Annotated in this window: 23 protein-coding genes; 12 read left to right on the top strand and 11 right to left on the bottom strand. The window is 59.6% G+C overall.

What is annotated here, in order from left to right:
• Positions 1 to 100 precede the first annotated feature (100 nt).
• Positions 101 to 256, bottom strand: a complete 156-nt coding sequence (locus ACZ47E_RS07435; protein WP_006698800.1) for a hypothetical protein — start codon at positions 254 to 256, stop codon at positions 101 to 103.
• Between the two features lie 238 nt (positions 257 to 494).
• Between ACZ47E_RS07435 and ACZ47E_RS07440 the strand changes: the two genes are divergently transcribed.
• From ACZ47E_RS07440 to ACZ47E_RS07450, 3 genes are read left to right on the top strand one after another with little or no spacing between them, the layout of a single operon-like run.
• Positions 495 to 1,793, top strand: a complete 1,299-nt coding sequence (locus ACZ47E_RS07440) for an efflux RND transporter periplasmic adaptor subunit (RefSeq protein ID WP_278066829.1) — start codon at positions 495 to 497, stop codon at positions 1,791 to 1,793.
• A 14-nt stretch (positions 1,794 to 1,807) separates the two neighbouring features.
• Positions 1,808 to 2,527, top strand: a complete 720-nt coding sequence (locus ACZ47E_RS07445) for an ABC transporter ATP-binding protein (protein WP_045533772.1) — start codon at positions 1,808 to 1,810, stop codon at positions 2,525 to 2,527.
• Positions 2,517 to 3,725, top strand: a complete 1,209-nt coding sequence (locus tag ACZ47E_RS07450) for an ABC transporter permease (RefSeq protein WP_004442376.1) — start codon at positions 2,517 to 2,519, stop codon at positions 3,723 to 3,725. Before ACZ47E_RS07445 ends, ACZ47E_RS07450 begins: the two co-directional genes overlap by 11 nt.
• A gap of 10 nt (positions 3,726 to 3,735) precedes the next feature.
• Here the strand turns inward: ACZ47E_RS07450 and ACZ47E_RS07455 are convergent, their stop codons facing one another.
• On the bottom strand, positions 3,736 to 4,251 hold the full coding sequence (locus ACZ47E_RS07455; protein WP_004442379.1) for a DUF6714 family protein: 516 nt from the start codon (positions 4,249 to 4,251) through the stop codon (positions 3,736 to 3,738).
• A 293-nt stretch (positions 4,252 to 4,544) separates the two neighbouring features.
• Here ACZ47E_RS07455 and ACZ47E_RS07460 point away from each other — a divergent pair, with 293 nt between their 5' ends.
• Positions 4,545 to 4,820, top strand: a complete 276-nt coding sequence (locus tag ACZ47E_RS07460) for a hypothetical protein (protein ID WP_004442381.1) — start codon at positions 4,545 to 4,547, stop codon at positions 4,818 to 4,820.
• 216 nt (positions 4,821 to 5,036) lie between these two features.
• Here the strand turns inward: ACZ47E_RS07460 and sufA are convergent, their stop codons facing one another.
• From sufA to ACZ47E_RS07495, 7 genes are all read right to left on the bottom strand, one after another.
• Positions 5,037 to 5,426, bottom strand: coding sequence for a Fe-S cluster assembly scaffold SufA (gene sufA, locus ACZ47E_RS07465; RefSeq protein ID WP_004442383.1), 390 nt, complete (start codon positions 5,424 to 5,426; stop codon positions 5,037 to 5,039).
• Positions 5,427 to 5,531: 105 nt separating this feature from the next.
• The gene (locus ACZ47E_RS07470; RefSeq protein ID WP_004442386.1) at positions 5,532 to 5,915 is read right to left on the bottom strand and encodes an SUF system Fe-S cluster assembly protein; all 384 of its coding nucleotides are present in this window, start codon (positions 5,913 to 5,915) and stop codon (positions 5,532 to 5,534) included.
• Between the two features lie 36 nt (positions 5,916 to 5,951).
• Entirely contained in the window at positions 5,952 to 7,193 is a 1,242-nt protein-coding gene (locus ACZ47E_RS07475) for a cysteine desulfurase (RefSeq protein ID WP_006698795.1), read from the bottom strand.
• A 109-nt stretch (positions 7,194 to 7,302) separates the two neighbouring features.
• Positions 7,303 to 8,574, bottom strand: a complete 1,272-nt coding sequence (sufD, locus tag ACZ47E_RS07480) for a Fe-S cluster assembly protein SufD (RefSeq protein ID WP_278066830.1) — start codon at positions 8,572 to 8,574, stop codon at positions 7,303 to 7,305.
• A 23-nt stretch (positions 8,575 to 8,597) separates the two neighbouring features.
• Positions 8,598 to 9,353, bottom strand: a complete 756-nt coding sequence (sufC, locus tag ACZ47E_RS07485) for a Fe-S cluster assembly ATPase SufC (protein ID WP_003522658.1) — start codon at positions 9,351 to 9,353, stop codon at positions 8,598 to 8,600.
• A gap of 183 nt (positions 9,354 to 9,536) precedes the next feature.
• Complete coding sequence (gene sufB / locus ACZ47E_RS07490; RefSeq protein ID WP_006698793.1) at positions 9,537 to 11,006, bottom strand: Fe-S cluster assembly protein SufB; 1,470 nt, start codon at positions 11,004 to 11,006, stop codon at positions 9,537 to 9,539.
• 198 nt (positions 11,007 to 11,204) lie between these two features.
• Positions 11,205 to 12,374 (bottom strand): cysteine desulfurase family protein, encoded by a 1,170-nt coding sequence (locus ACZ47E_RS07495; RefSeq protein ID WP_278066831.1) that lies wholly within the window; start codon positions 12,372 to 12,374, stop codon positions 11,205 to 11,207.
• A 211-nt stretch (positions 12,375 to 12,585) separates the two neighbouring features.
• Between ACZ47E_RS07495 and ACZ47E_RS07500 the strand changes: the two genes are divergently transcribed.
• Entirely contained in the window at positions 12,586 to 13,263 is a 678-nt protein-coding gene (locus ACZ47E_RS07500; protein WP_003522662.1) for an alpha/beta hydrolase, read from the top strand.
• 239 nt (positions 13,264 to 13,502) lie between these two features.
• Here the strand turns inward: ACZ47E_RS07500 and ACZ47E_RS07505 are convergent, their stop codons facing one another.
• Complete coding sequence (locus ACZ47E_RS07505) at positions 13,503 to 14,624, bottom strand: anhydro-N-acetylmuramic acid kinase (protein WP_107339302.1); 1,122 nt, start codon at positions 14,622 to 14,624, stop codon at positions 13,503 to 13,505.
• A 149-nt stretch (positions 14,625 to 14,773) separates the two neighbouring features.
• Between ACZ47E_RS07505 and tyrS the strand changes: the two genes are divergently transcribed.
• Positions 14,774 to 16,027 (top strand): tyrosine--tRNA ligase, encoded by a 1,254-nt coding sequence (gene tyrS / locus ACZ47E_RS07510; protein ID WP_006698791.1) that lies wholly within the window; start codon positions 14,774 to 14,776, stop codon positions 16,025 to 16,027.
• Positions 16,028 to 16,072: 45 nt separating this feature from the next.
• Here tyrS and ACZ47E_RS07515 read toward each other — a convergent pair whose 3' ends face one another.
• Entirely contained in the window at positions 16,073 to 19,456 is a 3,384-nt protein-coding gene (locus ACZ47E_RS07515; RefSeq protein WP_464016833.1) for a YhdP family protein, read from the bottom strand.
• 235 nt (positions 19,457 to 19,691) lie between these two features.
• On the opposite strand from ACZ47E_RS07515, the gene bcp reads away from it, so the two are divergent.
• From bcp to ACZ47E_RS07545, 6 genes are all read left to right on the top strand, one after another.
• Positions 19,692 to 20,159 (top strand): thioredoxin-dependent thiol peroxidase, encoded by a 468-nt coding sequence (gene bcp, locus ACZ47E_RS07520; protein ID WP_004442409.1) that lies wholly within the window; start codon positions 19,692 to 19,694, stop codon positions 20,157 to 20,159.
• Between the two features lie 17 nt (positions 20,160 to 20,176).
• Complete coding sequence (locus ACZ47E_RS07525) at positions 20,177 to 20,998, top strand: ferritin-like domain-containing protein (RefSeq protein ID WP_278066833.1); 822 nt, start codon at positions 20,177 to 20,179, stop codon at positions 20,996 to 20,998.
• Positions 20,999 to 21,090: 92 nt separating this feature from the next.
• Positions 21,091 to 22,389 (top strand): M23 family metallopeptidase, encoded by a 1,299-nt coding sequence (locus ACZ47E_RS07530; RefSeq protein ID WP_113381331.1) that lies wholly within the window; start codon positions 21,091 to 21,093, stop codon positions 22,387 to 22,389.
• Between the two features lie 219 nt (positions 22,390 to 22,608).
• Complete coding sequence (locus tag ACZ47E_RS07535; RefSeq protein WP_004442417.1) at positions 22,609 to 24,105, top strand: DEAD/DEAH box helicase; 1,497 nt, start codon at positions 22,609 to 22,611, stop codon at positions 24,103 to 24,105.
• A gap of 8 nt (positions 24,106 to 24,113) precedes the next feature.
• A complete protein-coding gene (locus ACZ47E_RS07540) occupies positions 24,114 to 24,539 on the top strand; it encodes an NUDIX domain-containing protein (RefSeq protein ID WP_278066834.1) in 426 nt (141 codons plus the stop codon).
• Between the two features lie 885 nt (positions 24,540 to 25,424).
• Complete coding sequence (locus tag ACZ47E_RS07545) at positions 25,425 to 26,504, top strand: ABC transporter substrate-binding protein (RefSeq protein ID WP_278066835.1); 1,080 nt, start codon at positions 25,425 to 25,427, stop codon at positions 26,502 to 26,504.
• Positions 26,505 to 26,571 lie beyond the last annotated feature (67 nt).

Here is a 26,571-nt window from a genome sequence, read left to right on the forward strand (position 1 = left end):
CAATCCCCGTCATTAGAATGAGCGGCGGAGGCCCACCGCTTTAGCCGATTTGCATACTTCCATCCTGCTCCCAAGCAGAACGCCTATGCCAGCACTTGCTCTACCCCTGCCCCATCAGCGTGAAATAGCCCCATGCGGCGGCGAAAAACAATATGACAGCAGCAATCGTCAATGCCCTCTTCGCTTTTGGCCCGAGCGGTTCGCGCGGCTTCTTCGGCGGCACCGGTTTGCGGAACTTCACCACATTGTCGTTCATTTCATCATCGTCCTGAATGTCGCTGCTGAAACCTCTGCCGCATCTGTGGCATCGGCTTTTGGAATACCTATCTCTAGCAGACCAGAACTATCATAAATATTACCAAGTTTTCACTTCACCCTTGGGGCAAGCTATGTCACTTCCCACAATCAGAGGAATATAACGGCGACAGACGGACGAACAAACCGGAGAGCGGCGGCAACTCTCTGTAGTATTTTGAACTTTGCGGGTGACGAGAATGAATGACGCCAATACCAGTGGCAGCGATACCAAAAACAGCCAGCCCGATCTGCGCGAGATTTTGGGGACGACCAGAAACGGCCGCAAGAAAAAGTCGCGTCGGTTCCTCTATGTGGCAGCAGCCATTGTGCTGATTGGCGGCGGTCTTGGTTATTATTACCAGTCACGCGCAGTCGGTGTGGCTTATAGCTACACCACGGAAGCAGCACGTCAGGGCGATCTCTCGGTCATCGTCACCTCCACCGGCTCGGTTCAGCCGACGGATCAGGTTGATATATCGAGCGAACTGTCCGGCACGGTGCGCAAGGTCAACGTCACCTACAACACCCCGGTCAAGGCCGGAGACGTTCTGGCGGAGCTGGATACCAACAAGCTGGAAGCCGACGTGCAGAGCGCCCGCGCCAAGCTCGCTTCCGCCAAGGCCAATGTGCTGAAGGCCCGCGCGGACCTTGGCTCGGCAAAGACATCCATGGAGCGCCTGCGATCCCTGGTTCAGAACCGCGTCTCCAGCCAGCAGGATCTGGACGCCGCGCAGTTCACCCATGATGCGGCGGCCGCAACGCTTGAGGTCAATGAGGCGACCGTGCTGTCGGCGGAAGCGGATCTGCGGCTCGCCGAGGTCAATCTGGGCAAGGCCAAGATCGTTTCGCCGATCGATGGCGTTATCCTCACCCGCAGCGTCGATCCGGGCGCCACGGTCGCCTCCTCGCTCAATGCCCCTGTTCTCTTTACCATCGCCGGCGATCTGCGCCACATGGAGCTGCAGGTCTCGGTGGATGAGGCCGATGTCGGCAAGGTGGAAACCGGGCAGAAGGCCACATTCAACGTCGATGCCTATCCCGACCGCAGCTTCCCGGCCGAGATCGAGACCGTGCGCTTCGCCTCGGAAACCGTATCCAACGTGGTGACCTATAAGGGCATATTGACGGTCGACAATGCAGAACTGCTGCTTCGCCCCGGCATGACGGCAACGGCCAATATCATCGTTGAAGAGATCAAGGATGCCCTGCTGGTACCCAATTCCGCGCTTCGTTATACACCGCCGCGCGAATCCGCTTCGCGTGGGGGCGGGTTGATGAGCCTGTTCCGACCGCCCCGCATGGGCCGCTCGCAAAACCGCGATGCCGGCCAGGCCGCCCAGGGTAAAAGGACGGTCTGGGTGCTGCGCAACAACAATCCGGTTTCCGTCGCAATCGAAACTGGCTCCACCGACGGCCAGCATACCGTGGTGAAATCTGGCGAATTAAAAGCCGATGACCAGGTAATTACCGACGCAACGGCCCGTAACGCCGGCTGACGGAGGACAAGCGCATGCAACAGCCGCCGCTCATCGAGTTCCGTGATGTCGTGAAGCAATATGGTCGCGGCGAAGCGACGATCCGCGCGCTCGACGGCGTCAGCCTGTCGATCTGCGAGAAGGAATTCGTCGCCATCATGGGACCGTCGGGATCGGGCAAATCCACCTCGATGAACATCATCGGCTGTCTGGACGTCCCATCGGCTGGCGAATATCTCTTCCAGGGCGTGCCGACCAGCGGCTTCGATAACGAACATCTGACGCTGCTGCGCCGGCACATGCTCGGTTTCGTGTTTCAGGGCTTCAACCTTCTCTCCCGCACCTCTGCGGTGGAAAATGTCGAACTGCCGCTGATCTATCGGGGCATGAAGGCCTCGGAACGGCGTGAGCGCGCCATGGAGGCGCTGGCGCAGGTGGGCCTCAAAGGCCGCGAAGATCACACCACGCAGGAGCTTTCAGGCGGCCAGCAGCAGCGTGTGGCCATTGCCCGCGCCATCGTCACCCGCCCCGCGCTGCTTCTGGCCGACGAGCCGACCGGCAATCTCGATACGAAGACGAGCGTCGAAATCATGGAACTGATAACCTCGCTCAATCGCGACAAGGGCATCACCGTCGTCATGGTAACCCATGAGGAGGATATCGCCGCTTATGCCGGGCGCCTGCTGCGTTTTGTCGACGGCCACCTCGCCTCCGATAGCGCCGCGGATCATAAGGAGACATTGGATGTTCTTTGAAACATCGCGTCTTGCGTTGCGCGCCATCAGCCGCAACCTGTTGCGCTCCTTTCTCACGGTGCTCGGCGTCGTCATTGGTGTGGCCGCCGTCATTGCCATGGTCACCATCGGCAACGGTACGACCGAGCAGGTAAAATCGGAACTGTCACGGCTCGGCACCAACATGCTGTTCGTGCGCCCCGGCCAGTTTGGCCCCGGCCGCGCCAGCACCGAAGCCAAGCGCTTCGATGACCGCGATGTCGAGGCGATCCGCAACCAGATATCGGGCATCCGCGCCGTCGCACCGCAGAACCGCAGTTCCGCCGCAACCGTCATTTTCGGCGGCAAGAACCACCAGACAAGCGTCATCGGCACCACCAATGATTACCTGATCGCCCAGGACTGGACGATCGCGCTGGGTCGTGACTTCCAGCCCGCCGAAGATCGCGGCGGTCAGATCGGCTGCATCATCGGCGAAACCGTGCGTCAGGAACTGTTCGGTGCGGAAAACCCTGTGGGACAGACGATCCGCGTCAGCAACATCTCCTGCCCCGTCATCGGCGTTCTCGCCCGCAAAGGCCAGTCCGGCCTCGGCGACGATCAGGACGACACGATCATCATGCCGCTCAAAATCCACCAGCGGCGCATTGGCGGCACCACCACCATTTCCTCGATCATGGTTTCGGCGCAGGATGGCGTTTCCACCGCCAAGGTGCAGAGCGACCTGCAAAACCTGCTGCGCGAGCGTCGCCGCATCAACATCGGCCGCGAGGATGATTTTACTGTCAACGACATGACGCAGATCGCTTCCGCCATGACCGGCACGACGACGCTTCTCACCGGACTTCTCGGCGCGGTCGCCGCCGTCAGCCTTCTCGTGGGCGGCATCGGCATCATGAACATCATGCTCGTCTCGGTAACGGAGCGCACGCGTGAGATCGGCATTCGGCTTGCCATCGGCGCATTGGAAAAACAGGTGCTGACACAGTTTCTGGTGGAAGCGGTGATGCTCTCGGCCTTCGGCGGCATCGTCGGCATCCTCACCGGCCTCGGCCTCGCCTACGCGGTCGTCAGCTTCCTCAACGTGCCTTTCGTCACCAGCCCATCGATCATCTTCCTCGCCTTCGCCTTTTCAGCCGCCATCGGCGTGATTTTCGGCTATTTTCCCGCGCGGCGTGCGGCGAGTCTCAGCCCGATCGAAGCCCTGAGACACGAGTGATCAATCCGGCCTAACGATCTGCGGCTTGCCGCCATTCCTCAAGCGCCTGTTCTACATCGGTCTGGTAAGACGGCGGGTAGTTTCGCTGCAGGAGGGCGTGCAAATATAATTCAACGGCCCGCCTTTGAGCGTCGTTCAACAGCGCAAATTTCTCCGGGCGGCCGCGCAGATGGGGCACGAACTCGTGCCGGTAACAACCGTCGAGATCGGCGATCATGTAGGCGGGTAGATGAAACCGCATTGCTTCGGCATCAAAAAACGCAGGACTGGCGGAGTGGAGGTCCACGTCCTCCACCGTGATCGCAGACCAATCGTCCTTTTCATCCTCGGCGCGGCGGGCGGCAAGCACATCATGGCTCGCGTAATCATCAATCGCGGCGGCCTCACGAAGACCCACACCGCCGCCTAGGGTGACGTGCGCGAAAGCAGCATTTACCGCCGCCCTTGCCGTGGCCGTGATCTCCCCTGCCGGTCTCAACACGTGAACCGCCCGTTCAATGATGGCCCCCTCCGCCCCCGTCTCCACGCACCGTTGGCCACTCGCCGCCTTCAGTTCGTTCGAACTGAACGCCTTCCGTGGTGGCTGATGACACGCGCCTGCGTGCTTTAGCCTCCCAAGAAAAGGAGAGGAAAAGAATACCGACAACCAACGTCAGGCCGACCAGAATGCCGGCAGCAACGAGGCCAGGTGTCCAAACATCAATCGAGCTGCTGCTATTCCCCACGCCGGCTACCCCCTCACTGAAACCATCCGCATTCAATCTTGCTTCATGACGTCAATCGGATAGGCTCTCCGGAAATCTACCGCATGGAGTCTCGATGTTCAAATCCGTATCCGATAGCGCTGCGGCTGCAGACGGCGGATCGCTTGCCCTTTTTGTGGAGCGACAGGACGGGCAGACGGAAGTGTTTGTGATCCATCGCTCGCTCGCATCGCGCGGGACGCCTCACTATAACAGGATCACGTCAAGCCTCCGGCCACTCTCTGCAGAAGATTGTCGGGAGATCGCCGCGGCTCTCGAACCGCTATTGATGACCACGCCATCAATCCATCCGCTGGCCGATTTCATCGAAGCCTTCAAACAGCAGTCATGATCCTTGGAAAGCTGATTTTGCGTGAGACGCAGTCTGCGGAAAAAACCTGAAACTTGTCATCCGTTACCCTCGGGCTTGACCCGAGGATCTACAAACGTCTCAAGCGATTTGACGGGGATGGAACCCTCGGGTCAAGCCCGAGGATGACGTCGCGTTTGTGGGAGCGCTGTGTGCATAAGAATGTCTACCTCTCCATCGCAGAGATAGCGTAACCAATCAAACGCTGGCTTCTGCCTCACGCTGCTTTGCAAGCGCGGCGAGATCCGCAGGCTTCAACTCAACCGATTCACCGCAGCCGCAGGCAGAGGTCTGGTTCGGATTGTTGAAGGTGAAACCGGAGCGCATCTTGGTCACTTCGAAATCCATCTGCGTGCCGAGCAGATAAAGCACGGCGGAAGGCTGAACCCAGACTTTCGCGCCTTCGAATTCCACCAGATCGTCCTTCGCATCCGGCTCGGTCACGAGGTCGATGGTATATTCCATGCCCGCGCAACCGCCCTTCTTGATGCCGACGCGCACGCCCTTGGCGTCCGGTCCGGAATTTTCGACGATCGCTTTAACGCGCGAGGCAGCAGCCCCGGTCATGGTCATGATTGCAAAGCCCATGGGCCCATTCTCCTTCGACAATCGAGTTCAAGGCTCGATGCTTATGGAATTCAATTTAAGTGCGCCTGACGATGTCATCAAGGGATGACACCAGGCAAAATCAAATCAGTACCAGCCGACGGCAACCTGCGCTTCTTCCGACATGCGGTCCGGCGTCCACGGCGGATCGAAGGTCATTTCGACGGTGACACCGGAAACACCTTCGACGGCGCCAACGGCGTTCTCCACCCAGCCCGGCATTTCGCCAGCGACGGGGCAACCGGGGGCAGTCAGCGTCATGACGATCTTGACCATCCGGTCATCTTCGATATCGATCTTGTAGACCAGCCCGAGTTCGAAGATGTCGGCCGGAATTTCCGGGTCATAAACGGTCTTCAGCGCCGCGATCACATCGTCGCTGAGGCGTGCAAGCTCATCCGGCGGAATGGTGGATACCTTTTCCTGAGCTTCGGTCGCATCCTGGGTCTTTGCAGTGGCATCGGCAGTCATGGTCTTAAACCTCAATCCTGATTTCAAGCTGCGATATCAGGCGAAAAATTTGCGCGCATATTCCAGCGCCTCGACAAGAGAGTCTACTTCGGCGCGGGTATTGTAAAGGCCGAACGATGCCCGGCATGTGGAGGTGACGCCGAAGCGTTTCAAGAGCGGCATGGCGCAATGGGTGCCGGCCCGCACGGCAACGCCGCGCCGGTCGATCACCATCGAGACATCATGGGCGTGAATACCCTCAAGCTCGAAGGAGAAAATGCCGCCCTTGTCCGGTGCATTACCGATGATGCGCAGCGAATTGATCTCGCGCAGCCGCTCCGCGGCATAAGCGGCAAGATCGGCCTCATGTGCAGCAATCGCGGCACGGCCGAGATTATCCATATAATCGAGCGCATAACCGAGGCCGATCGCCTGCACGATGGGCGGCGTACCCGCTTCGAAACGATGCGGCGGCTCGTTATAGGTGACATTGTCTTCGGAAACGTCGAGGATCATCTCGCCGCCGCCCTGGAACGGCCGCATCTCGCGCAGCCGGTCCGCCTTGCCATAGAGCACGCCGATGCCCGAGGGACCATAAAGCTTGTGGCCCGTCATCACATACCAGTCGCAATCGATATCGCGCACATCCACCGGCATATGAACCGCACCCTGTGATCCATCGATCAGCACCGGAATGCCACGCTCATGCGCGATACGGCAGATTTCCTTGACCGGCACGATGGTGCCGAGCGCATTCGACATATGGGTGATGGCAACGAGCTTGGTGCGCTCCGTCAGGCTCTTTTCGAAAGCCTCGATATGAAACGCGCCGTCATCATCAACAGGCACCCAGACCAGCTTGGCGCCCTGCCGCTCGCGGATGAAATGCCACGGCACGATATTGGAGTGGTGCTCCATGATCGAGATGACGATCTCGTCGCCCTCGCCGATCTTGGGCATGCCATAACCGTAAGCGACCGTATTGATCGCCTCGGTGGAGGATTTGGTAAAGACGATCTCGTCCACCGAACCGGCATTGAGGAACCGGCGCACTTTTTCGCGCGCCGCCTCATAGGCATCGGTTGCGGCATTGGAGAGGAAATGCAGGCCGCGATGCACGTTTGCGTACTCATTTGCATAAGCATGCGAAACGGCGTCGATCACCACCTGCGGCTTTTGAGCAGACGCGCCGTTGTCGAGATAGACCAGCGGCTTGCCATAGACCTCGCGCGACAGGATCGGGAAATCCCGGCGCACGGCTTCGATGTCATAAGGGGCCGCCATTGCGGTCTGGTCCATTTCTCGGGCCCTTTCATGGTGCTCTTCTGGAGAGCTCCGGGTTTTGCAGCCGTTACCGCTGCTTCACGTCACCCTCGGGCTCGTCCCGAGGATGACGACGGAGAGGTTGCTAAGCGTGATGCTCCAGCCAGCCGGAAATGATCGTCTCCAGCGCCTCTACCAGATTTTCTTCTTCCAGTTCCTCGACGATCTCGGCAACGAAAGCGTTGACGAGCATCGCCCGTGCCTTTGCCCGCGGAACGCCGCGTGCCATCAGGTAGTAGAGATGGTTGTCGCTGATATCGGCAACCGTCGCGCCATGGCCGCACTGAACGTCGTCGGCGAAGATTTCCAGTTCCGGCTTTGCCGAGAACTCGCCATCGTCAGACATGAGCAGCGTGTTGCACGCCATCTTCGCGTCGGTCTTCTGGGCATCCGGTGCGACCCGGATCATGCCCTGGAAAATGCCCTTCGCGCGGTCGAACACCACGTTGCGGAAAACTTCCGTCGAGGTCGTGTTCGGCACGTTGTGGCCAAGAACCATCGTCACGTCCGTATGGGTTTCGCCACCGAGAAGGTTGACGCCGCGAACGATGAGATCAGTGCCCTCGCCTTCCACATCGATGCGCAGTTCCTGACGCACCAGCTTGCCGCCGGCATTGATCAGGAAGAGACGTAACTTCGCTTCCGCGCCAAGCTTGATGCGCAGCTGGCCAAGGTGAATATCGGCGGCACCCTGCTGTTGCAAAAGGATCCAGGTTGCTTCCGCGCCATCCTCAACGACGATATCGCTGACCGAAGAGACAAGCGCCGCATCGAGCGTCACCGAAAGGTGACGTTCAATGACGGTCGCTTTCGAACCCTTGCCGAAGCGCACCGGGAAGCGGCTGTGAACCTGGCCTGCGCCATGGATAGCCTGCAGTTCGATCGGCTTGTCGAGCTCAGCATCGGCGGGAATTTCGACCACGAGGCCGTCACGCACAAAGCTGCCATTGATGCGGCCAATCGTGTCATCCTTGCTGGCTTCCGCAAGGCCAGCCGCGGCAGAGCCGTCGAGCAGGCTGTCGGCAAAGCGCGATACGCTGACACCATCGACCTTGCCGATATCGGCCGTGCCATGCAGCATGTAAGCCACAGGCGAACCGGCAATAATCGACGCAGCCTTCTCGATGACAGGCGCGGGCCGGTCTTCCGGAACCGTGCGCAGCAGGCTCTTCAGATCGGTATAGTGCCAGGCCTCGATGCGGCGTGTCGGAAGACCACCGGTCTTCAGATCGTCGAACAGCACGTCACGCGCGGCAACCACGGCGCCGTCGCCGGGCAGCTCGCTGAACTTGGCGGTGTAGGCATCGACCAGCGCGGTTTCCGCTGGCGTCAGCCGGTTGGTAGCTTGAATGTTCATGGACATCACCTCCTGGCCTTCGATCAGGCCGCTTCACCGATGATGTCGGCGTAACCGTTGTTTTCCAGTTCCAGCGCGAGAGCCTTGTCACCCGAGCGGATGATCTTGCCCTTGTAGAGAACGTGAACGCTGTCAGGCACGATGTAGTCGAGCAGGCGCTGATAGTGGGTGATGACAACGGTGGCGCGATCCGGCGACTTCAGCGCGTTGACGCCGTCAGCCACGATCTTCAGCGCGTCGATGTCGAGACCGCTATCGGTTTCGTCGAGAACGCAGAGCTTCGGCTCCAGAAGCGCCATCTGCAGGATTTCGGCACGCTTCTTCTCACCGCCGGAGAACCCGACGTTGAGCGGACGCTTCAGCATCTCCATGTCGATCTTCAGATCGCCGGCCGCTTCCTTGACGCGACGGATGAAATCAGGCGTCGTCAGCTCGGACTCGCCGCGCGCCTTGCGCTGCTCGTTCATCGCAACCTTCAGGAATTGCATGGTAGCGACGCCCGGAATTTCGACCGGATACTGGAAGGCAAGGAAAATGCCCTTGGCCGCACGCTCGGCAGCGTCCAGTTCCAGAATGCTTTCGCCGTTATAGAGAATGTCACCGGAGGTGACTTCATAGTCCTCACGGCCCGACAGGATGTAGGACAGCGTCGACTTGCCGGAACCGTTCGGGCCCATGATGGCCGCAACTTCACCAGCGGCAACCTTCAGGTTGAGACCCTTGATGATCTCGGTTTCGGTATCGGCGATCTTCGCGTGCAGGTCGATGATTTCAAGCATGGTATTGTTCCTGTTCATGGTGCGGTTTCAAGGACCGCCTCGTGCGCCCCATCAGGGCTTGTCTCAAATCTCTCATCCGTCATCCTCGGGCTTGACCCGAGGATCCGGGAAGTGGGTTGTCTCTGCTCAGGCCAAGGGCCGTAGATCCTCGGGTTAGGCCCGAGGATGATGTCGAGCAAGGAGTTAACCGACCGAGCCTTCCAGCGAAATGCCGATCAGCTTCTGCGCTTCCACGGCAAATTCCATCGGCAGTTCCTGAATGACTTCCTTCACGAAGCCGTTGACGATCAGCGCGATCGCCGCTTCCTCGGGAATGCCGCGCTGCAGGCAATAGAACAGCTGGTCTTCGGAAATCTTCGACGTCGTCGCCTCATGCTCGAAGTGCGCGGAGGAGTTCTTCGCCTCGATGTAAGGCACGGTATGAGCGCCGCACTTGTCGCCGATCAGCAGGGAGTCGCACTGCGTGAAGTTACGCGTGTTGGTCGCCTTGCGGTGGGCCGAGACCTGGCCGCGATAGACGTTTTCCGAGAAACCGGCGGCGATGCCCTTGGCGATGATGCGGCTCGACGTGTTCTTGCCGAGATGGATCATCTTGGTGCCGCTGTCGATCTGCTGGTGACCATTGGAGACCGCGATCGAATAGAACTCGCCACGGCTGTCATCGCCGCGCAGGATGCAGGACGGGTATTTCCAGGTGATGGCCGAACCGGTCTCCACCTGCGTCCACGAGATCTTCGAGCGGTTGCCACGGCAATCGCCGCGCTTGGTCACGAAGTTGTAGATGCCGCCCTTGCCTTCCTTGTCGCCCGGATACCAGTTCTGGACGGTGGAATATTTGATTTCGGCATCATCGAGCGCCACGAGTTCAACAACGGCGGCGTGAAGCTGGTTCTCGTCGCGCTGGGGAGCGGTGCAGCCTTCCAGATAGGAGACGTAGGCACCCTCTTCGGCGATGATCAGCGTGCGCTCGAACTGGCCGGTGTTCTTCTCGTTGATGCGGAAATATGTGGAAAGCTCCATCGGGCAACGAACGCCCTTCGGCACGAACACGAAGGAACCGTCGGTGAAGACGGCCGAGTTCAGCGTCGCATAAAAATTGTCCGTCGTCGGAACGACCGAGCCGAGATATTTCTTCACCAGCTCCGGATGCTCGCGCACGGCTTCCGAGATCGACATGAAGATCACGCCTGCCTTCGCCAGTTCCGCCTTGAAGGTGGTGACGACGGAGACGCTGTCGAACACGGCATCAACAGCGACCTGACGCTTTTCGACGCCGGCGAGGATTTCCTGTTCTTTCAGCGGAATGCCGAGCTTTTCATAGACCTTCAGCAGCTCCGGGTCGACTTCATCGAGCGACTTCGGGCCGGGGGTGCTTTTCGGCGCGGCATAATAATAGAGATCGTTGAAGTCGATCTTGGGGTAGCTGACGCGCGCCCAGGTCGGCTCTTCCATCGTCAGCCAGCGCTTGTAAGCCTCAAGACGCCATTCTAGCATCCATTCCGGCTCCTGCTTCTTGGCCGAGATGAAACGGATCACCTCTTCCGAAAGACCCTTCGGGGCCTTGTCGACTTCGATATTGGTTTCGAAGCCGTATTTATACTGGTCCACATCGATCTGGCGGACCTGATCGATCGTTTCCTGAACCGCTGCCATGTCGTTCTCCAATCTCGCCGGAGCCAAGGTCCGGTGGCTTGTCAACGTATCAAGGCGGAAAGCCGCCTTATTCATCTTCGGGCAAATCGCTCCGAGCCGTCGGCCGGGGCAGAGCTTATACCCATGTAGGTGCGGGATGGCGCTTTTCACACATCCCGGCAAGCGGAAAATTGCTAATCCGCAATTCTTTGCCGCATTTTACGCGGCCTGACCGGAAAGCTTGCGCCGTCCGGCAATTTTCGCAAACGCAGCGAGCGTCCGTTCGATGTCCGCCTCGTCAGTCGCGTAGCCAATCGAAATCCGGAGCGCGCCGAGCTTGGGATCGCGCCCCATCGCGGTCAAGACATGGCTTTCGCCCACCTTGCCCGATGAGCAGGCCGACCCTGCCGACAGTGCGATACCTTCTATATCGAAGGCGATCTGCCCGGTCTCGGCCTTCAGGCCCGGAAGCGTGAAAAACGTGGTATTGGCGACGCGCGTGACATCGTCACCGTGGATGATCACATCAGGCGCGTTCATGCGCATACCGTTTTCCAGCCGCGCCCGCAGCGCGGAAAGACGCGCCGCCTCAGCCTCGACATTCCGAGCAGCAACAGCGGCGGCAGCACCAAAACCGATAACGGACAGGGTATTTTCCGTACCCGAACGATGGCCCTTTTCCTGGCCGCCACCATGGATCAGCGGCTTCGGCATCATCACCTCGCCGCGCGAGATAAGAGCGCCGGCACCCTTCGGGCCACCGAGCTTGTGAGACGAAATCACAAGGAAATCCGCATCGAGCGCGTTGATATCGAGCGGCACGCGGCCGGCAGCCTGAACAGCGTCGACAACCATCAGACCGCCCGCCGCATGAACCAGCCGCGCCGCTTCCGCCACAGGCTGAAGGACGCCGGTTTCATTATTAACCAGCATGCAGGCGACCAGCGGCAGCCCGGACGACCTGTCATGCGAAGACAGCAACGCTTCAAGCGCGGCAAGATCAAGGACACCCGCTGACGTAACGGGAACTTCCGTTACGTCACTCTTTTCGAAACGGCCACCTTCGCGGAATGCGGGATGCTCGATGGCGGAAACATAGAGCCGGCTTACCCGAACCGGGCTGCGTCCCATCCTGAATTCCGGCACAAGCACCAGATTGGCCGCTTCCGTTGCACCGCTGGTAAAGGTCACATGCGCCGGCTCAGCGCCGCCAAGCGCCGCAACCTCCCGGCGAGCCGTCTCGACGGCGGCGCGGGCGGCACGCCCTTCGCGGTGGACGGAAGACGGATTGCCGGCAAGATCAAGCGCAGACACAAGCACCTCCCGCACGGCCGGCAGAAGCGGCGCCGTGGCGTTCCAGTCCATATATGTGCGCGTCAAAACCGTCATCGCCGAAAGGCTTCATCCAATCTTCAATGCGCGAAAACGCATTTTTCTTGAAATTACAGTTGCGCTTGCCTTATGACACCACCCGAGTGCTTTAGCACACGCAAAGTTTCGAATTATTCTAAACTGCGTTCTAGAAAAGATGACAGAGTTCGTCAAGTCTTCTCATCGGAAGAATGCGGTTGGAGAATGAAAAAACACGACCGGAGTACCAATGCCCGAAGTCATCTTTAACGGCCCTGCGGGTCGCCTCGAAGGCCGTTATCAACCCTCCAAGGAAAAGAGCGCGCCGATCGCGATCATCCTTCATCCGCACCCGCAGTTCGGCGGCACGATGAACAACCAGATCGTCTATCAGCTCTTCTATCTTTTCCAGAAGCGCGGCTTCACGACGCTCCGGTTCAACTTCCGCTCCATCGGCCGCAGCCAGGGCGAGTTCGACCACGGTGCGGGCGAGCTCTCCGATGCCGCCTCGGCGCTCGACTGGGTGCAGAGCCTGCATCCGGATTCCAAGAGCTGTTGGGTGGCGGGTTACTCCTTCGGCGCCTGGATCGGCATGCAGCTTCTGATGCGCCGCCCGGAAATCGAAGGTTTCATGTCGATTGCCCCGCAGCCGAACACCTACGACTTCTCCTTCCTTGCGCCCTGCCCGTCTTCTGGCCTCATCATCAATGGCGATTCCGACAAGGTCGCGCCCGAAAAGGATGTCAACGGCCTGGTCGAAAAGCTGAAGACGCAGAAGGGCATCCTCATCACCCACCGCACCGTCCCCGGCGCCAACCACTTCTTCAACGGCAAGGTGGATGAGCTGATGGGCGAGTGCGAGGACTATCTCGACCGTCGCCTGAACGGCGAGCTTGTGCCGGAACCGGCTGCCAAGCGTATTCGGTGATTTGGGGCGTATTTAAAGCAGGCCTTGATCGACCTATTATGATCCCGGCGGGCTTGGCTTACCCCCCTCTGCCCTGCCGGGCATCTCCCCCTCAAGGGGGGAGATCGAATCGTAGCACAACCTTTCGGCCATCTTGAACGTCCCAGCTGAGGCGAAGAGTAAGCCTCCTGCTGATCTCCCCCCTTGAGGGGGAGATGCCCGGCAGGGCAGAGGGGGGTAAGCCCCACCCGCCAACGTCATCAGCATCGCACCAAAACCCCACCCGTCACCGGCTCCTTCACCCCCGTCGTACCGGGATAGGTCAGCGGCAGCCCCTTCAGCGACCGAACGGCCAGATAGGCCCAGGCCTCCGCCTCCATCGCCCCACCATCGAACCCCGCGTCTTCCGCCGCAATCACCCGCGCTCCGACCTTTGCGGCTAGGTCTGCAAACTCCGCCATGATCACCGGATTGAGCCGACCGCCACCACAGACCACATAAGTCTTCGCCGCCTCCGGCAGATAGCTTGCCGACTTCAGAATGGCGGCCCCCGTCAGATGCGCCAAAGTCCGTGCACCATCGGCCAGCGAGACCTCACCCTTTTCCGGGGGCGCAAAATCGCCACGATCCAGCGAACGGCGAATATTTCCGGAAAAGAACGGGCTTTCCATATAGCGCGCCACCAGCGACGCGACGACGCTGCCGCCCGCCGCCGTCCTGCCGCCTTTGTCGAAGGCCTTGCCCGTATGGGCCTCGATCCACTGGTCGATCAGCATATTGCCGGGGCCGCTATCGAAAGCGGCAAGCTGGCCAGCTTCACCGATGAAGGTGAGGTTGGAGATACCGCCGATATTGACGAAGACCGCAGGCGTCTCAAACCCGTCAGGTAGGTTGGCAGACAGCGCCATGTGGTAGGCCGGAATGAGCGGCGCGCCCTGCCCGCCATGCACCATGTCATTGGCGCGCATATCGTAGACCACGTCGATACCGGTTTCTTCAGCCAGCAAGGGTCCGTCACCGATCTGGACCGTCAGCGCATCATCCGGCCGGTGCAGCACCGTCTGGCCATGAAAACCGATGACATCGATATCATCGGGCTGAAGCCGGTGACGGTGCAGAAAGGATTTCACCGCCGCCGCATGGGCAAGCGTCAGCTTGCGCTCTGCCTCATCAAGATCTCCGGGGCGTTCGCGCCGTTCACGGATGGATTTGGCCGTGACCAGCGCCTTCTGCCAGACGGCCCGCAGGCCGGGATCATAGGGAAAATAACGGCTCGGCCCATGCCGAACCACGCTTTCGCCATCGGTGCGCAGAAGCGCGATATCGATGCCGTCCATCGATGTGCCGCTCATCAGTCCGATTGCCGTTTTGACCTCGCCCACCTGCCGCTCTCCCGCAATCTCGAATCATGCTGACCTTGAATCCCGACATTCATGGCCGAAACGGGTGCACATTTCAAAAAACAATGATAAAGCCGCGACGGTCACCGGTTTTCGATGGCCGTAAAGATCAAACCAGAAAGTAAAAGGTTATGTCCAGGTTCAAGTCCGATTTCCTCCGCACGCTCGATGAGCGCGGCTTCATTCACCAGATCTCCGATGAGGCAGGTCTCGACGAATTGTTCGCCAAGGAAACCGTGACCGCCTATATCGGCTATGACCCGACGGCCTCGAGTTTGCATGTCGGCCACCTCACCCAGATCATGATGCTGCACTGGCTGCAGCAGACCGGCCACCAGCCGATCTCGCTGATGGGTGGCGGCACCGGCATGGTAGGCGACCCCTCCTTCAAGGAAGAAGCCCGCAAGCTGATGACGATCGACATGATTGAGGACAACATCACCTCGCTCAAGCACGTCTTCGCCAACTACCTCGATTACGACCGCCCCGGCAACCCGGCGCTGATGATCAACAATGCCGACTGGCTGCGCGGATTGAACTATCTCGAATTCCTGCGTGACGTCGGCCGCCACTTCTCGGTCAACCGCATGCTGTCCTTCGACAGCGTGAAGACACGCCTCGACCGCGAGCAGTCGCTGTCCTTCCTCGAATTCAACTACATGATCCTGCAGGCCTACGATTTCGTGGAACTGAACCAGCGCACGGGCTGCCGCCTGCAGATGGGCGGCTCTGACCAGTGGGGCAACATCATCAACGGCATCGACCTCGGTCACCGCATGGGGACGCCCCAGCTTTACGCGCTGACCTCGCCGCTTCTGACCACCTCCTCGGGTGCGAAGATGGGCAAGTCGGCCTCGGGCGCCGTGTGGCTGAACAAGGACCTGCTGCCGGTCTATGATTTCTGGCAATACTGGCGCAACACCGAAGATGCCGACGTCGTTCGCTTCGCCAAGCTCTTCACGACCCTGCCTATGGAAGAGATCGCGCGTCTGGCTACGCTCGGTGGATCGGAAATCAACGAGGCGAAGAAAATCCTGGCGACCGAGGTAACCGCAATCCTGCACGGCCGTGCCGCTGCGGAAGAAGCCGCGGAAACGGCGCGCAAGACCTTCGAAGAGGGCGCGCTGGCCGAAAACCTGCCTTCCATCGAGGTTCCGGCCTCCGAACTTGAAGCTGGCGTCGGCGTCCTCTCGCTCATCGTCCGCGCAGGTCTCGCCGGTTCGAATGGCGAGGCCCGCCGCCACGTTCAGGGCGGTGCGGTGAAGATCAATGATCAGGGCGTTTCCGACGAGCGCCAGATGATCGGCACCGGCGAAGTGACCAGTGATGGCGTCATCAAGCTGTCGGTAGGCAAGAAGAAGCACGTGCTGGTTCGCCCGGCCTGACACCCACACCGAACCTGTCATTGAGGGCCGCGAAAGCGGCCCTTTTTACTGGAACTCGAAAATCTGCCTGAAAACACCGGGCGCAATCAGCGACAGCGGGTTGATCGTCAGCTTCGGCTGGTCCGTCTGGCCGGAAAGCTTGAAGGTAATGCCGAGCAGGCCGCGGTCGCGCCCGTTGCCGAGGAAGATGCCGATAAAGGGCAACTCGCCGAACAGCCGGTTCAGCCCGTAGGCGGGCATGAAGGTGCCGGTCATGTCCATGCGGCCATTCTGATCCTTCAGCAGCCCCTGAAACGTTGCGCCGATCTGTTCACCGCGCACAACCCCGTTTTCCACCGCGATCGAACCGTTGACATACACAACCCGAGCAAAGCCGCGCTGGAACTTCTCCGAACTGACATCGATGTTGCGGCGGACCGCATTGTTGAGGCTCCTGCCATCCTCGCCCGTGGGCGTTGCGACGATGTCCTGCAACTTGGCCTCGTTGACCACCGAGAAATTGCGCAGATCCAGCGAGCCGCTCCAGTCGCTGCCATTGGCGGTCGTCAGTGCTAGGTTGAGAAGGCCGCCACGAATGCGGCTGTAGATATTGGCAAACCGCGCGAGCGAACCCGCATCGCTGCTGGTCAATGTCACAGTCCCCGTCGCGCCGCGATTGGTGGTCTGCGCGACCACCGCCTGTCCGTTGCCGGTCACGCCGCGAAAATCGATCGAGCGCACCTTGCCGTCACGCACGCTGACATCGGAATTGACATTGGCAAGGATCTCATCGTTGAACCCGTAGACCTTGTCAAACTGCGCCTTGATGGAAAGAGATGGCTGCGAACGAGACGTACCATCGCCACCGCCGGCGGGACTGCGCAGCTTCGACAGGAAAGGCCTTAGATCCGCGGATTTTCCGGAAGCATTGATAATATAGCCGTTTTTCGAAGCAGCCAACGAAACGGCATAATTATCGGAGGGCGAAAGCTGCACGCGGCTGAGATCGGCCGAGATCAGACCGCTCTTGTTGAAGGCAATGTCGCCGGCGGCGCCGAAACCATCGCCATCGAGGGAAAAATCCGTGATTGCGGTGCGACCGTCCGCCACTTCCATGGTAAAGGCGGCTTTTGCCGGAATGCCGATGCCCTTGCTCCAGCCAAGCCCCGGAAGAATGATCGACGCCTTGGTCAGATCGAGCCGTAGGTCCTGGCGTTTAGGATCGGCACCGTCGATCTCCAAAACGGTTGTGCCACCGAGAACCGAGGACAGCTCCGGCGCGAGTTTGGCAACCTGTGTCTCGGTCAATGTGGCCTTCAGGGACAGGGTGGGAGCCACACCGCTGTTCTTGCGCACGGGCTCCGTCATCTCGATATCCATCGGCACGTCATCGACGCGGCCTTTGCCCTGAAGCAGGAGCTGACGGTCGTTCAACGTCATGAAGCCGTCCAGCGCCGTCACCTTGTGGCCGGCGAAGGGTTTCGTCAGCGACAGGTTTTTCAGATCGAGATCGGCCGTCCACACCGGCGGAGGCGGGTTCTGGCTGGAAAGCAGGCCGATGGTCAGTTTCGCATTGGCTTGCACATCGCCGGCGAAATCCTCCGGCTTGAACTGCGTGTCCTTGAGCGCGTTGATCGGCTTCAGTGTCGCAAGCTCCGCTACGGCGTCTGCGGAGCCCGATACGCTGAGTTCGAGATTTCCAAGCAGAGGCTTGTCATAAACCGAGGAAATCACGAACCGGCTGTTCTCAAGCGCCAGCGAACGGTTGGACGGGAAATAGGACGTCGCCCGCTTGATTTCGACGGCCATCTTCCCGCCTACGAGATCGAAATGCGCATCGACATCACGCAGGGGCGGAATGTCGCCGGTGGTGTTGAGGCGCGTATCGTCAATGTCGAAACGAATCTGCATTTCGCTCTCGCCGAGCACCAGCGGGCAACCGGGACCGCACATCCGGCCCTGCGGGATGAAGATTGCGATGGAGCCATTGGTGACCGTGCCGCCATAAAGATTGGAAACCACCCAGTCGCGCGGCTTGTGCGCCATCCAGAAAGGCCAGAGCTGCTTGACTGCCGTGGCCTCCATCTTCGGTATCTGTCCGCCGAAGCTGATTTCGGGCGACCCTTCGCCGAACCGCATTTTCAGCGATCCCGCCATGTCTCCGAGTGGGCTCGTGACATAAAGCGATGAAACGTCGAGTTGCTTCGTCGCAGCCGTGAAGTGACCGTCCGCCTTCAGGCTGAAAGGAACCGGGGCCTCGCCCGAGGCTTCGGACGAAGCAACCGCATCGTCGACGCGGAGGGACAGACCAAAACCCTCCTCCGTATCGCTGATTACGCCGGCGACCGGAATGATCGTACGTCCGAGTTCCACCCGCGAGTTGTCGATGACAAGCGTGCTTTTTGCGAAATCGTAGCGCGCGTTCACAGTGCCGGCCGTGAAGGGCTGGGCCTCGCCGCCGATCCGAAGCGTGCCGTTACCGAGGCCGAGCGAGATGTCGAGACGCGGCTCCTGCCCCTCCTTGGCCCGGCGGGCAACGATGTTGATGCCCGTCTTGACATTCAGCCCCTCATGGAGGTTTCCGTCCGGATCGTATTTTTCCAGAAACGGGCCAATGTCGAAGCCATCGATACGGGCCTGGAAACCGTCGATCACGCCGCCCGCACCTGAGGTCTTGAGTGACACGCTGGCGATTTCACCGTTGAACAGCGTTTCCCCGTCAAGCGAATAGCCGCCCTGCTGGTCTGGCGTCAGCGACAGTTCCCGCACCTCGATGGTGCGCGGCTTTCCCAGTTCGCCCGGTGGCAGATGAACGGAGACGCTGGAAATATCGATTTCCTCGGTTCCGCTGCTCAGGAAAGCCTGTGCCAGCTTGTCGAGCTGCCCGAAGGCTTCCTGCAATTGCAGCGGCACGGCGTCGAGCTTGACGCTGGCAAGATCGAACCCGTTGCCCTTGGGCAAAAGCGCCGTATCCAGCTCCATCCCGTCGGCTTCTAGGCTCTCCACCGACACGCGACCCGCCAGAAGCGCGAGGGGATCGAGCGCCATGCCGATCGCCCGCGCCCTGCTCAGATGCTGGCCGGATTCCTTCTCGACGATATCCACATCCTCCGCCACCAGCGCAAGGCGCAGTCCGGTGGAGAACCTAATCGCCGATGATCCGATTCGCGCGCTGTAATGCGGTCCGAGCGCCCGTTCCAGCGCCTGCTGCGCCTGGCTGGACAGCGCATTGTCAATCGAACCGGTCTCGACGGAAAGAATGATGCCGCCGATGGAGAGGAAGGCGAGCACGAAAAGAGCCGCGAAAACCTTGAGGAAAGCACGCGCCATGGAACGCGGCGGCGGGCAATGCACGATGATGGGATCCTCGGCCTGAGCCGAAGGCAGATCGTGCAGCGCAACGATATCGCGCCTGCCGAACTTGACCTTTTCACCCCTGACTTCAGCCATACGCCCGTATTTGCCCCTGAATAGCTTTTGTTTCGCCGCAACACCGGAGCGGGATGGCGAAAAGTGTAAGCGGTCCTCGTCTGGAATCCCGCTCAAATTCCTTAACCCGGATCACGGTTGGGATTTGAGGTCGAAACGATCTGAAATCCCAATCGTGATCTGGACGACGCGCGGTTTCGCTATATATCGAATGTGGCAACTTTCACTCAACATCCCGGCGAAAGAAAGGTAGATTATGACAGACTTGACGATTGGCGGCCCGGCTCCCGATTTCACTTTGCCCCGCAACGGTGAAGGGACGGTGACATTGTCCAAACTCCAAGGCAAGGCCGTCGTTCTTTATTTCTACCCCAAGGACGACACGTCCGGCTGCACCGCCGAAGCGATCGATTTCAGCGCGCTGGGCGGTGAATTCGAAGCGGCCAACACGGTTGTCATCGGCATTTCGCCCGACAGCGTCAAAAGCCACGACAAGTTTGCGGCAAAACATTCGCTTTCCGTCATGCTCGCGTCTGACGAGGAGAGGAAGGTTCTGGAAGCCTATGGCGTCTGGAAGGAAAAAAGCATGTATGGGAAAAAATACATGGGTGTCGAACGCACTACATTCCTCGTTGGACCGGACGGCAAGATCGCGGAGATCTGGAACAAGGTGAAGGTCGCCGGCCATGCCCAGGCCGTTCTCGACGCAGCGAAGAAACTCTGAGGGGCCAACCCGTTGTGATGCCCCCGTTCAAAATCATGTCGCTGCGCGGTGGTGCGACGGATGCTATCGCAAGCGCCGATCTCGACAGGAAGACCGCGCTCGCACAGGAGACGGCGACACGGTGGTTCGAGCGCCGCCTGTCGCTGCGCTCTCCGCTGGACCCGCCCCTGCCAGAGCGCCCGGGCAGGCCGGAAAAGCCGGAACTCGTTCCGCCGACCGCAGTGGAACGCCGCTCGCTTCACAGCGTCAAGGGCCGTATCGCGCTGCTGCACGCCATTGCCCATATCGAACTCAACGCCGTCGATCTCGCGCTCGACATTGTCGCCCGTTATGCCAGCGAGCCGGTGCCGCACTCCTTTTTCGATGGCTGGATGCAGGTCGCCTTCGAGGAGGCAAAACATTTCCGGCTGGTGCGCGACCGGCTGAGAAGCCTCGGTGCCGACTATGGCGATCTGCCCGCCCATGACGGGCTGTGGCAGGCGGCGCATTCCACCCGCAACGATCTCACCGCACGGCTTGCCGTCGTGCCGCTCATCCTCGAAGCGCGCGGACTGGACGTCACCCCTTCCCTGCAGGCGAAGATGCGCGAAACCTGCGATCTGGAAAGCGCTGCCGTTCTGGACGTCATCTATAATGACGAAAAGGGCCACGTCGCCATCGGTGCAAAATGGTTCCGGTTCCTCTGTGCCCGTGAGAAAAAGGATCCGGCCGCGACCTTCAGGCTACTGGTGCGCGCCAATTTCCGCGGCCCTTTGAAACCGCCCTTTAATGACCTTGCCCGCGCCGAGGCCGGCCTGACGCCATCCTTTTACCGCTCGCTCACATCCGTCAGCCAGTAGCCGACGCTGCCGAAACGCCACTCCGGCAAAACTTCGTTAACCTTAACGAATTATGATTTCCTTCAAGAAATCGGCCAGTCCGGAGAGAGATTGTGACTGATACGGCGGAAAACCGGGTATTTGGCAAAAAGCGTGAGCCGCACGTGCTCATTCTCGCGCGCGGCGACAAGGTGCGGCACATGACCATCCGGCCCTGGATGGCGGCGCTTGCCGGCTGCACGATCGGCCTTTTTTCGCTCGGTTATCTCGGCGCCACCGGCTACCTTATCCTGCGGGACGACCTGATCGGCGCGACAATGGCGCGCCAGACCCGCATTCAGAACGATTACGAAGACCGCATCGCAGCCCTGAGAGCCCAGGTGGACCGCGTCACCTCCAGGCAGTTGCTGGATCAGCAGGTCGTTGAAAAGAAAGTGGAAAAGCTTCTGCAACAGCAGGCGGCGCTGACCTCGCGGCACGGCCGCATGAGCGAACTGTTGGAACGCGCGGAAAACTCCGGCGTCGCGACGTCGCCGACAGCACCCTCGTCCCTTTCAAACGCCATGGCGCCGGAAAAACGCGCCGATCTGTCGGGCGGTCTCTCGGCGATCGAAAAGCTGATGACATCGCGCCCACCACAGCCGGAACAACCCACCGCTAACGACAGACGTGCTGCTTACCAGCCGGAAGGCGGCGAGACGCCCTCGGACCGCGCCGATCGCGTATTTTCAAAGGTAACTCTGTCGCTGAAGGACATCGAGCGCCAGCAGATATCGCGGATAGCGCAACTGACGAGCGACGCCGAAGACAAGGCGAGTGCGATGCAGGACATTATCCGCCAGGCCGGGCTCAAGATCGATGAGAGCGGCACCGCCGACATTGGCGGACCCTATGCGGAGCCAGAGCGCGGCGAAACCGATCCCTTCAGCCTGTCGCTGACCAATCTCGACACCGCTCTCAACCGGCTGGATGTCGTCAGGGAAACGGCGACGACCCTGCCCTTCGGCAACCCTGCACCCGGCAGGGCGATCACCAGTCGATTCGGCAATCGGATGGATCCGTTTCTCGGCCGCCCGGCGCTACATACCGGCATCGATTTTCGTGCCGAGACCGGCGCAGACGTCAAATCCACCGGCGCTGGAAAGGTGACGGTAGCGGAAAATTCCGGCGGTTACGGCAATATGGTCGAGATCGATCACGGCCAGGGCGTGTCCACCCGATTCGGCCATCTTTCCGCCATTCTGGTCAAGGCCGGCGACCGGGTCGAAGCCGGCGACGTAATCGGCCGCGCCGGCAGCACCGGCCGTTCCACCGGTCCGCACGTGCATTATGAAGTGCGCCGCAACGATACGCCCGTGGATCCGATGCGGTTTCTGATCGCCGGGGCAGAGCTTAAAACCTATTTGAAATAGCGTCCCGGTTTTAACGCTTTTTTTGCTCTTTTAACGATAAATCCCGAAAAACCACGCCTGAGGCTTAAAAGCCCAGCCGCAAGCGGCACGTTTAACGCGCTTTTCCCGTTGTTTCCTTGACTTTCCGGCAATTTGGGCATATCCCCGCGCCAAGTCTTTGCAAGTGCCGTCGCGGCACGCAGGTGTTCTTACCGAACCAGAACGGAAAAAGTTCTTCCTTTGACAACATTCTCTGATCTTGGCCTGAGCCAAAAAGTTCTTTCCGCTATTGCAGATGCCGGCTACACGACGCCGACACCCATTCAGGCTGGCGCCATTCCGCCGGCGCTGGAAAAGCGTGATATCTGCGGTATCGCACAGACCGGCACGGGCAAAACCGCGTCATTCGTTCTGCCTATGCTGACCCTGCTTGAGAAGGGCCGCGCACGCGCCAGAATGCCGCGCACGCTGATCCTCGAGCCGACGCGCGAGCTTGCGGCACAGGTGGCGGAGAATTTCGAGAAATACGGCAAGAATCACAAGCTGAACGTCGCCCTCCTGATCGGCGGTGTTTCCTTCGAAGACCAGGACCGCAAGCTGGAACGTGGCGCCGATGTGCTGATCTGCACCCCTGGACGCCTTCTTGACCATTGCGAACGCGGCAAGCTGCTGATGACCGGCGTGGAAATCCTTGTCATCGACGAAGCCGACCGCATGCTCGACATGGGCTTCATTCCTGACATCGAGCGCATCGCCAAGATGATCCCCTTCACCCGCCAGACGCTGTTTTTCTCGGCCACCATGCCGCCGGAAATACAGAAGCTGGCTGATCGCTTCCTGCAGAACCCCGTCCGTGTCGAGGTCGCCAAGCCCTCCTCTACTGCAAAGACCGTTGCCCAGCGCATCGTCGCCGCCCATAACAAGGACTACGAAAAGCGCGCCGTCCTGCGCGATCTCGTCCGTGCCGAAGAGGCTGAACTCAAGAACGCCATCATCTTCTGCAACCGCAAGAAGGATGTGGCCGATCTTTTCCGTTCGCTCGACCGCCACGGCTTTTCCGTCGGCGCGCTGCATGGCGACATGGACCAGCGTTCGCGCACGACAATGCTGCAGAACTTCAAGGACGGCAATCTGAAGCTGCTCGTCGCCTCGGACGTCGCCGCACGCGGGCTTGATATCCCCGATGTCAGCCACGTCTTCAACTTCGACATTCCCATTCATTCGGAAGACTATGTTCACCGCATCGGCCGCACCGGCCGTGCCGGCCGCTCGGGCAAGGCTTTCACCATCGTCACCAAAAGCGACACCAAATATCTCGACGCCATCGAAAAGCTGATCGGCGAAAAGATCGAGTGGCTGAACGGTGATCTCTCCACCCTCCCCGCGCCGATGGAAAGCTTTGAAAGCAATTCCGGCCGTCGGGGCAAGGAACGGGGCGGCAGAGGCCGCGACCGTAACCGCCGGGACGCCGCACCGGTCGAAAACATCAATCAGGGCGCACAATCCGCTGCGGACGCAGATATCGCGGCTCATGGAGACGACAAGGTGAAAGCAGAACGCAAGCAGGAAAAGGCCCCGCGCAATTCCGACCGCAACAGTCGCAATCCGCTGCACGCCAATGACGACAACCGCGACCGTCGCCGCCACTATCGCGACCATGACGATGGCCCGACACCGGTTGGCTTCGGCGATGACATTCCCGCCTTCATGCTGATCGTGGCCAACGCCAAGGCCTGACCACAGCAATGGACACGATGACGTCGACCATCAAGCCGGGCCTCGATTTTCCGGGCGTCGGCGTGGGCCTTGTCATATTGCGTGAAGGCCGCCTCCTTTTATGCCGGCGCATGAAAGCGCCGGAAGCCGGGTATTGGAGCATCCCTGGCGGCAAAGTCGATCATCTCGAAATGTCGCTAGCCGCGGCGCTGCGCGAAGCCGAAGAAGAGACCGGGCTGACGATCGGCCACGTCGAATTTCTCTGCCATAGCGAATTTATCGACGCAGTGGACCGCCATCACTGGGTCTCCCTGATCTTCGTCACCCGCGACACAACAGGTCAGCCTTCGCTTACGGAGCCGGATAAGCTCTCCGCCATCGACTGGTTCGATCTCGACAAACTTCCTGAGCCGATCTCCGCCTTTGCAAAGGACGCTCTGGCCGCTCTGAAATAATGCTGAGGCAGCCCCGGGCGTCGAATAGTGACGTCGGATGCGGAATTTTCAAAATCGAAAACGGCGGATCAGATTGGGTCGAAGTCAGAATTTCGGACAACGGCACGCTTAATCCACGCCATTTCATTTCTGGAACGCTTATCGCGAGAGAACGGCTTTGCGTTAAGTTCTCCAAATTCAATTTTAAATTGCTTAAATTAGAGCTATGTAAAAAACCGCCCCAGTTTCCTGAAGCGGTTTATACGTAATAAAAAAAATATAATATAGAAGCGAATATAGTCTGGCAGTGCTTATAATCGGAACACTTTCCGAGGCTTTTTACAGCCAATTTCAGTCGTCCCCTGAAACAATTCCATCTAAGCTAATCATTTACTTTCCGTCAAGCAAATCTTCTCGCAAATGCGAAAAAAACATGGCGAAAAAGAGGTGGGGAATTAGAAGGTTTCTATATTAAACTTAGATATCAATAAATTACAGATATGAAAATAAAATGTGCAGATTTATAACGTGCACTGCAAAAGGCATAATCAGCAACAAGGCCTTCGCTGGAGTGTGCTTATACGCGCCACTTGTAATAGTTTTATGAAGTAAAACGGCAAGTGGCGGACTTATGAAATACTTCTTCAGTAAAGCGGCACAGAAAGAAGATATCGGGGCGAAAAAGAGCAGCGCTGCGGTATGGCCGCGAGGCACCATTATCGGCTGACGGCAACAACCACAAGATGCCGCGCCCATCTCAGCATTCGGATCGCCCGACATCGAAGCCAAGCTGCCGCAGTCCAGGCGCCGGCGTGCGATTATGATGGACGACCGGCGATTTTTCCTTTGGAAAACCGATTGGTGCCGATAAACATCAGATCGGGACAACAGGATTTCGACCACGTCATGCTTTCACTTCGCCTGCTAACGATCATCGCCGGTTTTGCCTTTGCGGGTTCAGCAAGCGCGGCATCGATCGGGATCGTTGCCCCGCAGAGCGGCCCCTACGAGCTTCTCGGGCAACAGGTCCGGCAAGGCGCCAAGGCGGCAGCCGCAAAACTCGGCCTGGATGTCGTGGAGATTCACGAGAGCTGCGAAGACGGCAGTGGCGGCGCGATTGCCGATGGCCTCGTGGCGGCGAAAGTAAGCGCCGCGATCGGCTTCCTGTGCACGGAAACGCTTCAGGACGTTCTGCCACCGCTCAAGGCTGCGGCCATTCCGGCCATCACGCTTTCCAGCCGCGCACCCATCCTGATGGAGGACGCGCTGAAATATGGCTGGCCGCTTTTTCGCCTCGCCCCATCGGATCGGGCCGAATCGGCAAGGGCTGCGGAAGTCATTCTTCGCGAATGGAAAGGCCACCCGATCGGGCTCGTGGATGACGGCACGATCTACAGCCGCGAATTGGTTGACCGTATCCGCTCTACGCTGGAGGAAAACGGGCTGAAGCCCACCTTTGCCGATACGATGCGACCCAATCAGGAACAGCAGGTGGCGCTTGTGCGCCGGCTGGCGCGCACCGGCATTACCCATGTCTTCATCGGCGCGGAACGAAACGATATCGCCGTCGTGGCACGGGACGCCGCTTCAGAGAATTTTCCGCTCACCATTCTGGGCGGCGATACGCTGAACGCCGCCAACACCCCCCTCGCACTGGCTGCGAACGTGATGGCCATCACGCGCCCGGCCTATGACACACTGCCTTCGGCGCAGGGGGCAGCCGGCGAACTGCGCGCCGCAGGCATCGAACCCGAAGGTTACGTCCTTCCAGCCTATGCCGCCACCGAACTGACGGCGGCGCTGGCGGAAGCGGCCCAGGCGCAGTCGAAACCGGCGCCGGAGATACTGGCGTCCGGCACGGCCTTCAGAACCGTGATTGGCGATCTCGCATTCAACCCGTCGCATGAGCTTTCGGACAATCCCTACCGCCTGCAGCGCTGGAACGGCCAGCGCTTCGAACCGGCGGACAAAGCCGAAAGGCAGTAACTAAAGCCGGCACCGGGACAAATTCGCGGAGCGGCAGCGGAAAACCATCAGCAACCTCGCCGCTGAC

This window comes from Agrobacterium sp. 5Ca39 (assembly GCF_055382365.1).

Coding starts and splice junctions, on each gene's coding strand:
- ACZ47E_RS07435 (WP_006698800.1), bottom strand. CDS start 256: ATGAACGACAATGTGGTGAAGTTCCGCAAACCGGTGCCGCCGAAGAAG.
- ACZ47E_RS07440 (WP_278066829.1), top strand. CDS start 495: ATGAATGACGCCAATACCAGTGGCAGCGATACCAAAAACAGCCAGCCC.
- ACZ47E_RS07445 (WP_045533772.1), top strand. CDS start 1,808: ATGCAACAGCCGCCGCTCATCGAGTTCCGTGATGTCGTGAAGCAATAT.
- ACZ47E_RS07450 (WP_004442376.1), top strand. CDS start 2,517: ATGTTCTTTGAAACATCGCGTCTTGCGTTGCGCGCCATCAGCCGCAAC.
- ACZ47E_RS07460 (WP_004442381.1), top strand. CDS start 4,545: ATGTTCAAATCCGTATCCGATAGCGCTGCGGCTGCAGACGGCGGATCG.
- sufA (WP_004442383.1), bottom strand. CDS start 5,426: ATGGGCTTTGCAATCATGACCATGACCGGGGCTGCTGCCTCGCGCGTT.
- ACZ47E_RS07470 (WP_004442386.1), bottom strand. CDS start 5,915: ATGACTGCCGATGCCACTGCAAAGACCCAGGATGCGACCGAAGCTCAG.
- ACZ47E_RS07475 (WP_006698795.1), bottom strand. CDS start 7,193: ATGGACCAGACCGCAATGGCGGCCCCTTATGACATCGAAGCCGTGCGC.
- sufD (WP_278066830.1), bottom strand. CDS start 8,574: ATGAACATTCAAGCTACCAACCGGCTGACGCCAGCGGAAACCGCGCTG.
- sufC (WP_003522658.1), bottom strand. CDS start 9,353: ATGCTTGAAATCATCGACCTGCACGCGAAGATCGCCGATACCGAAACC.
- sufB (WP_006698793.1), bottom strand. CDS start 11,006: ATGGCAGCGGTTCAGGAAACGATCGATCAGGTCCGCCAGATCGATGTG.
- ACZ47E_RS07495 (WP_278066831.1), bottom strand. CDS start 12,374: ATGACGGTTTTGACGCGCACATATATGGACTGGAACGCCACGGCGCCG.
- ACZ47E_RS07500 (WP_003522662.1), top strand. CDS start 12,586: ATGCCCGAAGTCATCTTTAACGGCCCTGCGGGTCGCCTCGAAGGCCGT.
- tyrS (WP_006698791.1), top strand. CDS start 14,774: ATGTCCAGGTTCAAGTCCGATTTCCTCCGCACGCTCGATGAGCGCGGC.
- ACZ47E_RS07515 (WP_464016833.1), bottom strand. CDS start 19,456: ATGGCTGAAGTCAGGGGTGAAAAGGTCAAGTTCGGCAGGCGCGATATC.
- bcp (WP_004442409.1), top strand. CDS start 19,692: ATGACAGACTTGACGATTGGCGGCCCGGCTCCCGATTTCACTTTGCCC.
- ACZ47E_RS07525 (WP_278066833.1), top strand. CDS start 20,177: ATGCCCCCGTTCAAAATCATGTCGCTGCGCGGTGGTGCGACGGATGCT.
- ACZ47E_RS07540 (WP_278066834.1), top strand. CDS start 24,114: ATGGACACGATGACGTCGACCATCAAGCCGGGCCTCGATTTTCCGGGC.
- ACZ47E_RS07545 (WP_278066835.1), top strand. CDS start 25,425: ATGCTTTCACTTCGCCTGCTAACGATCATCGCCGGTTTTGCCTTTGCG.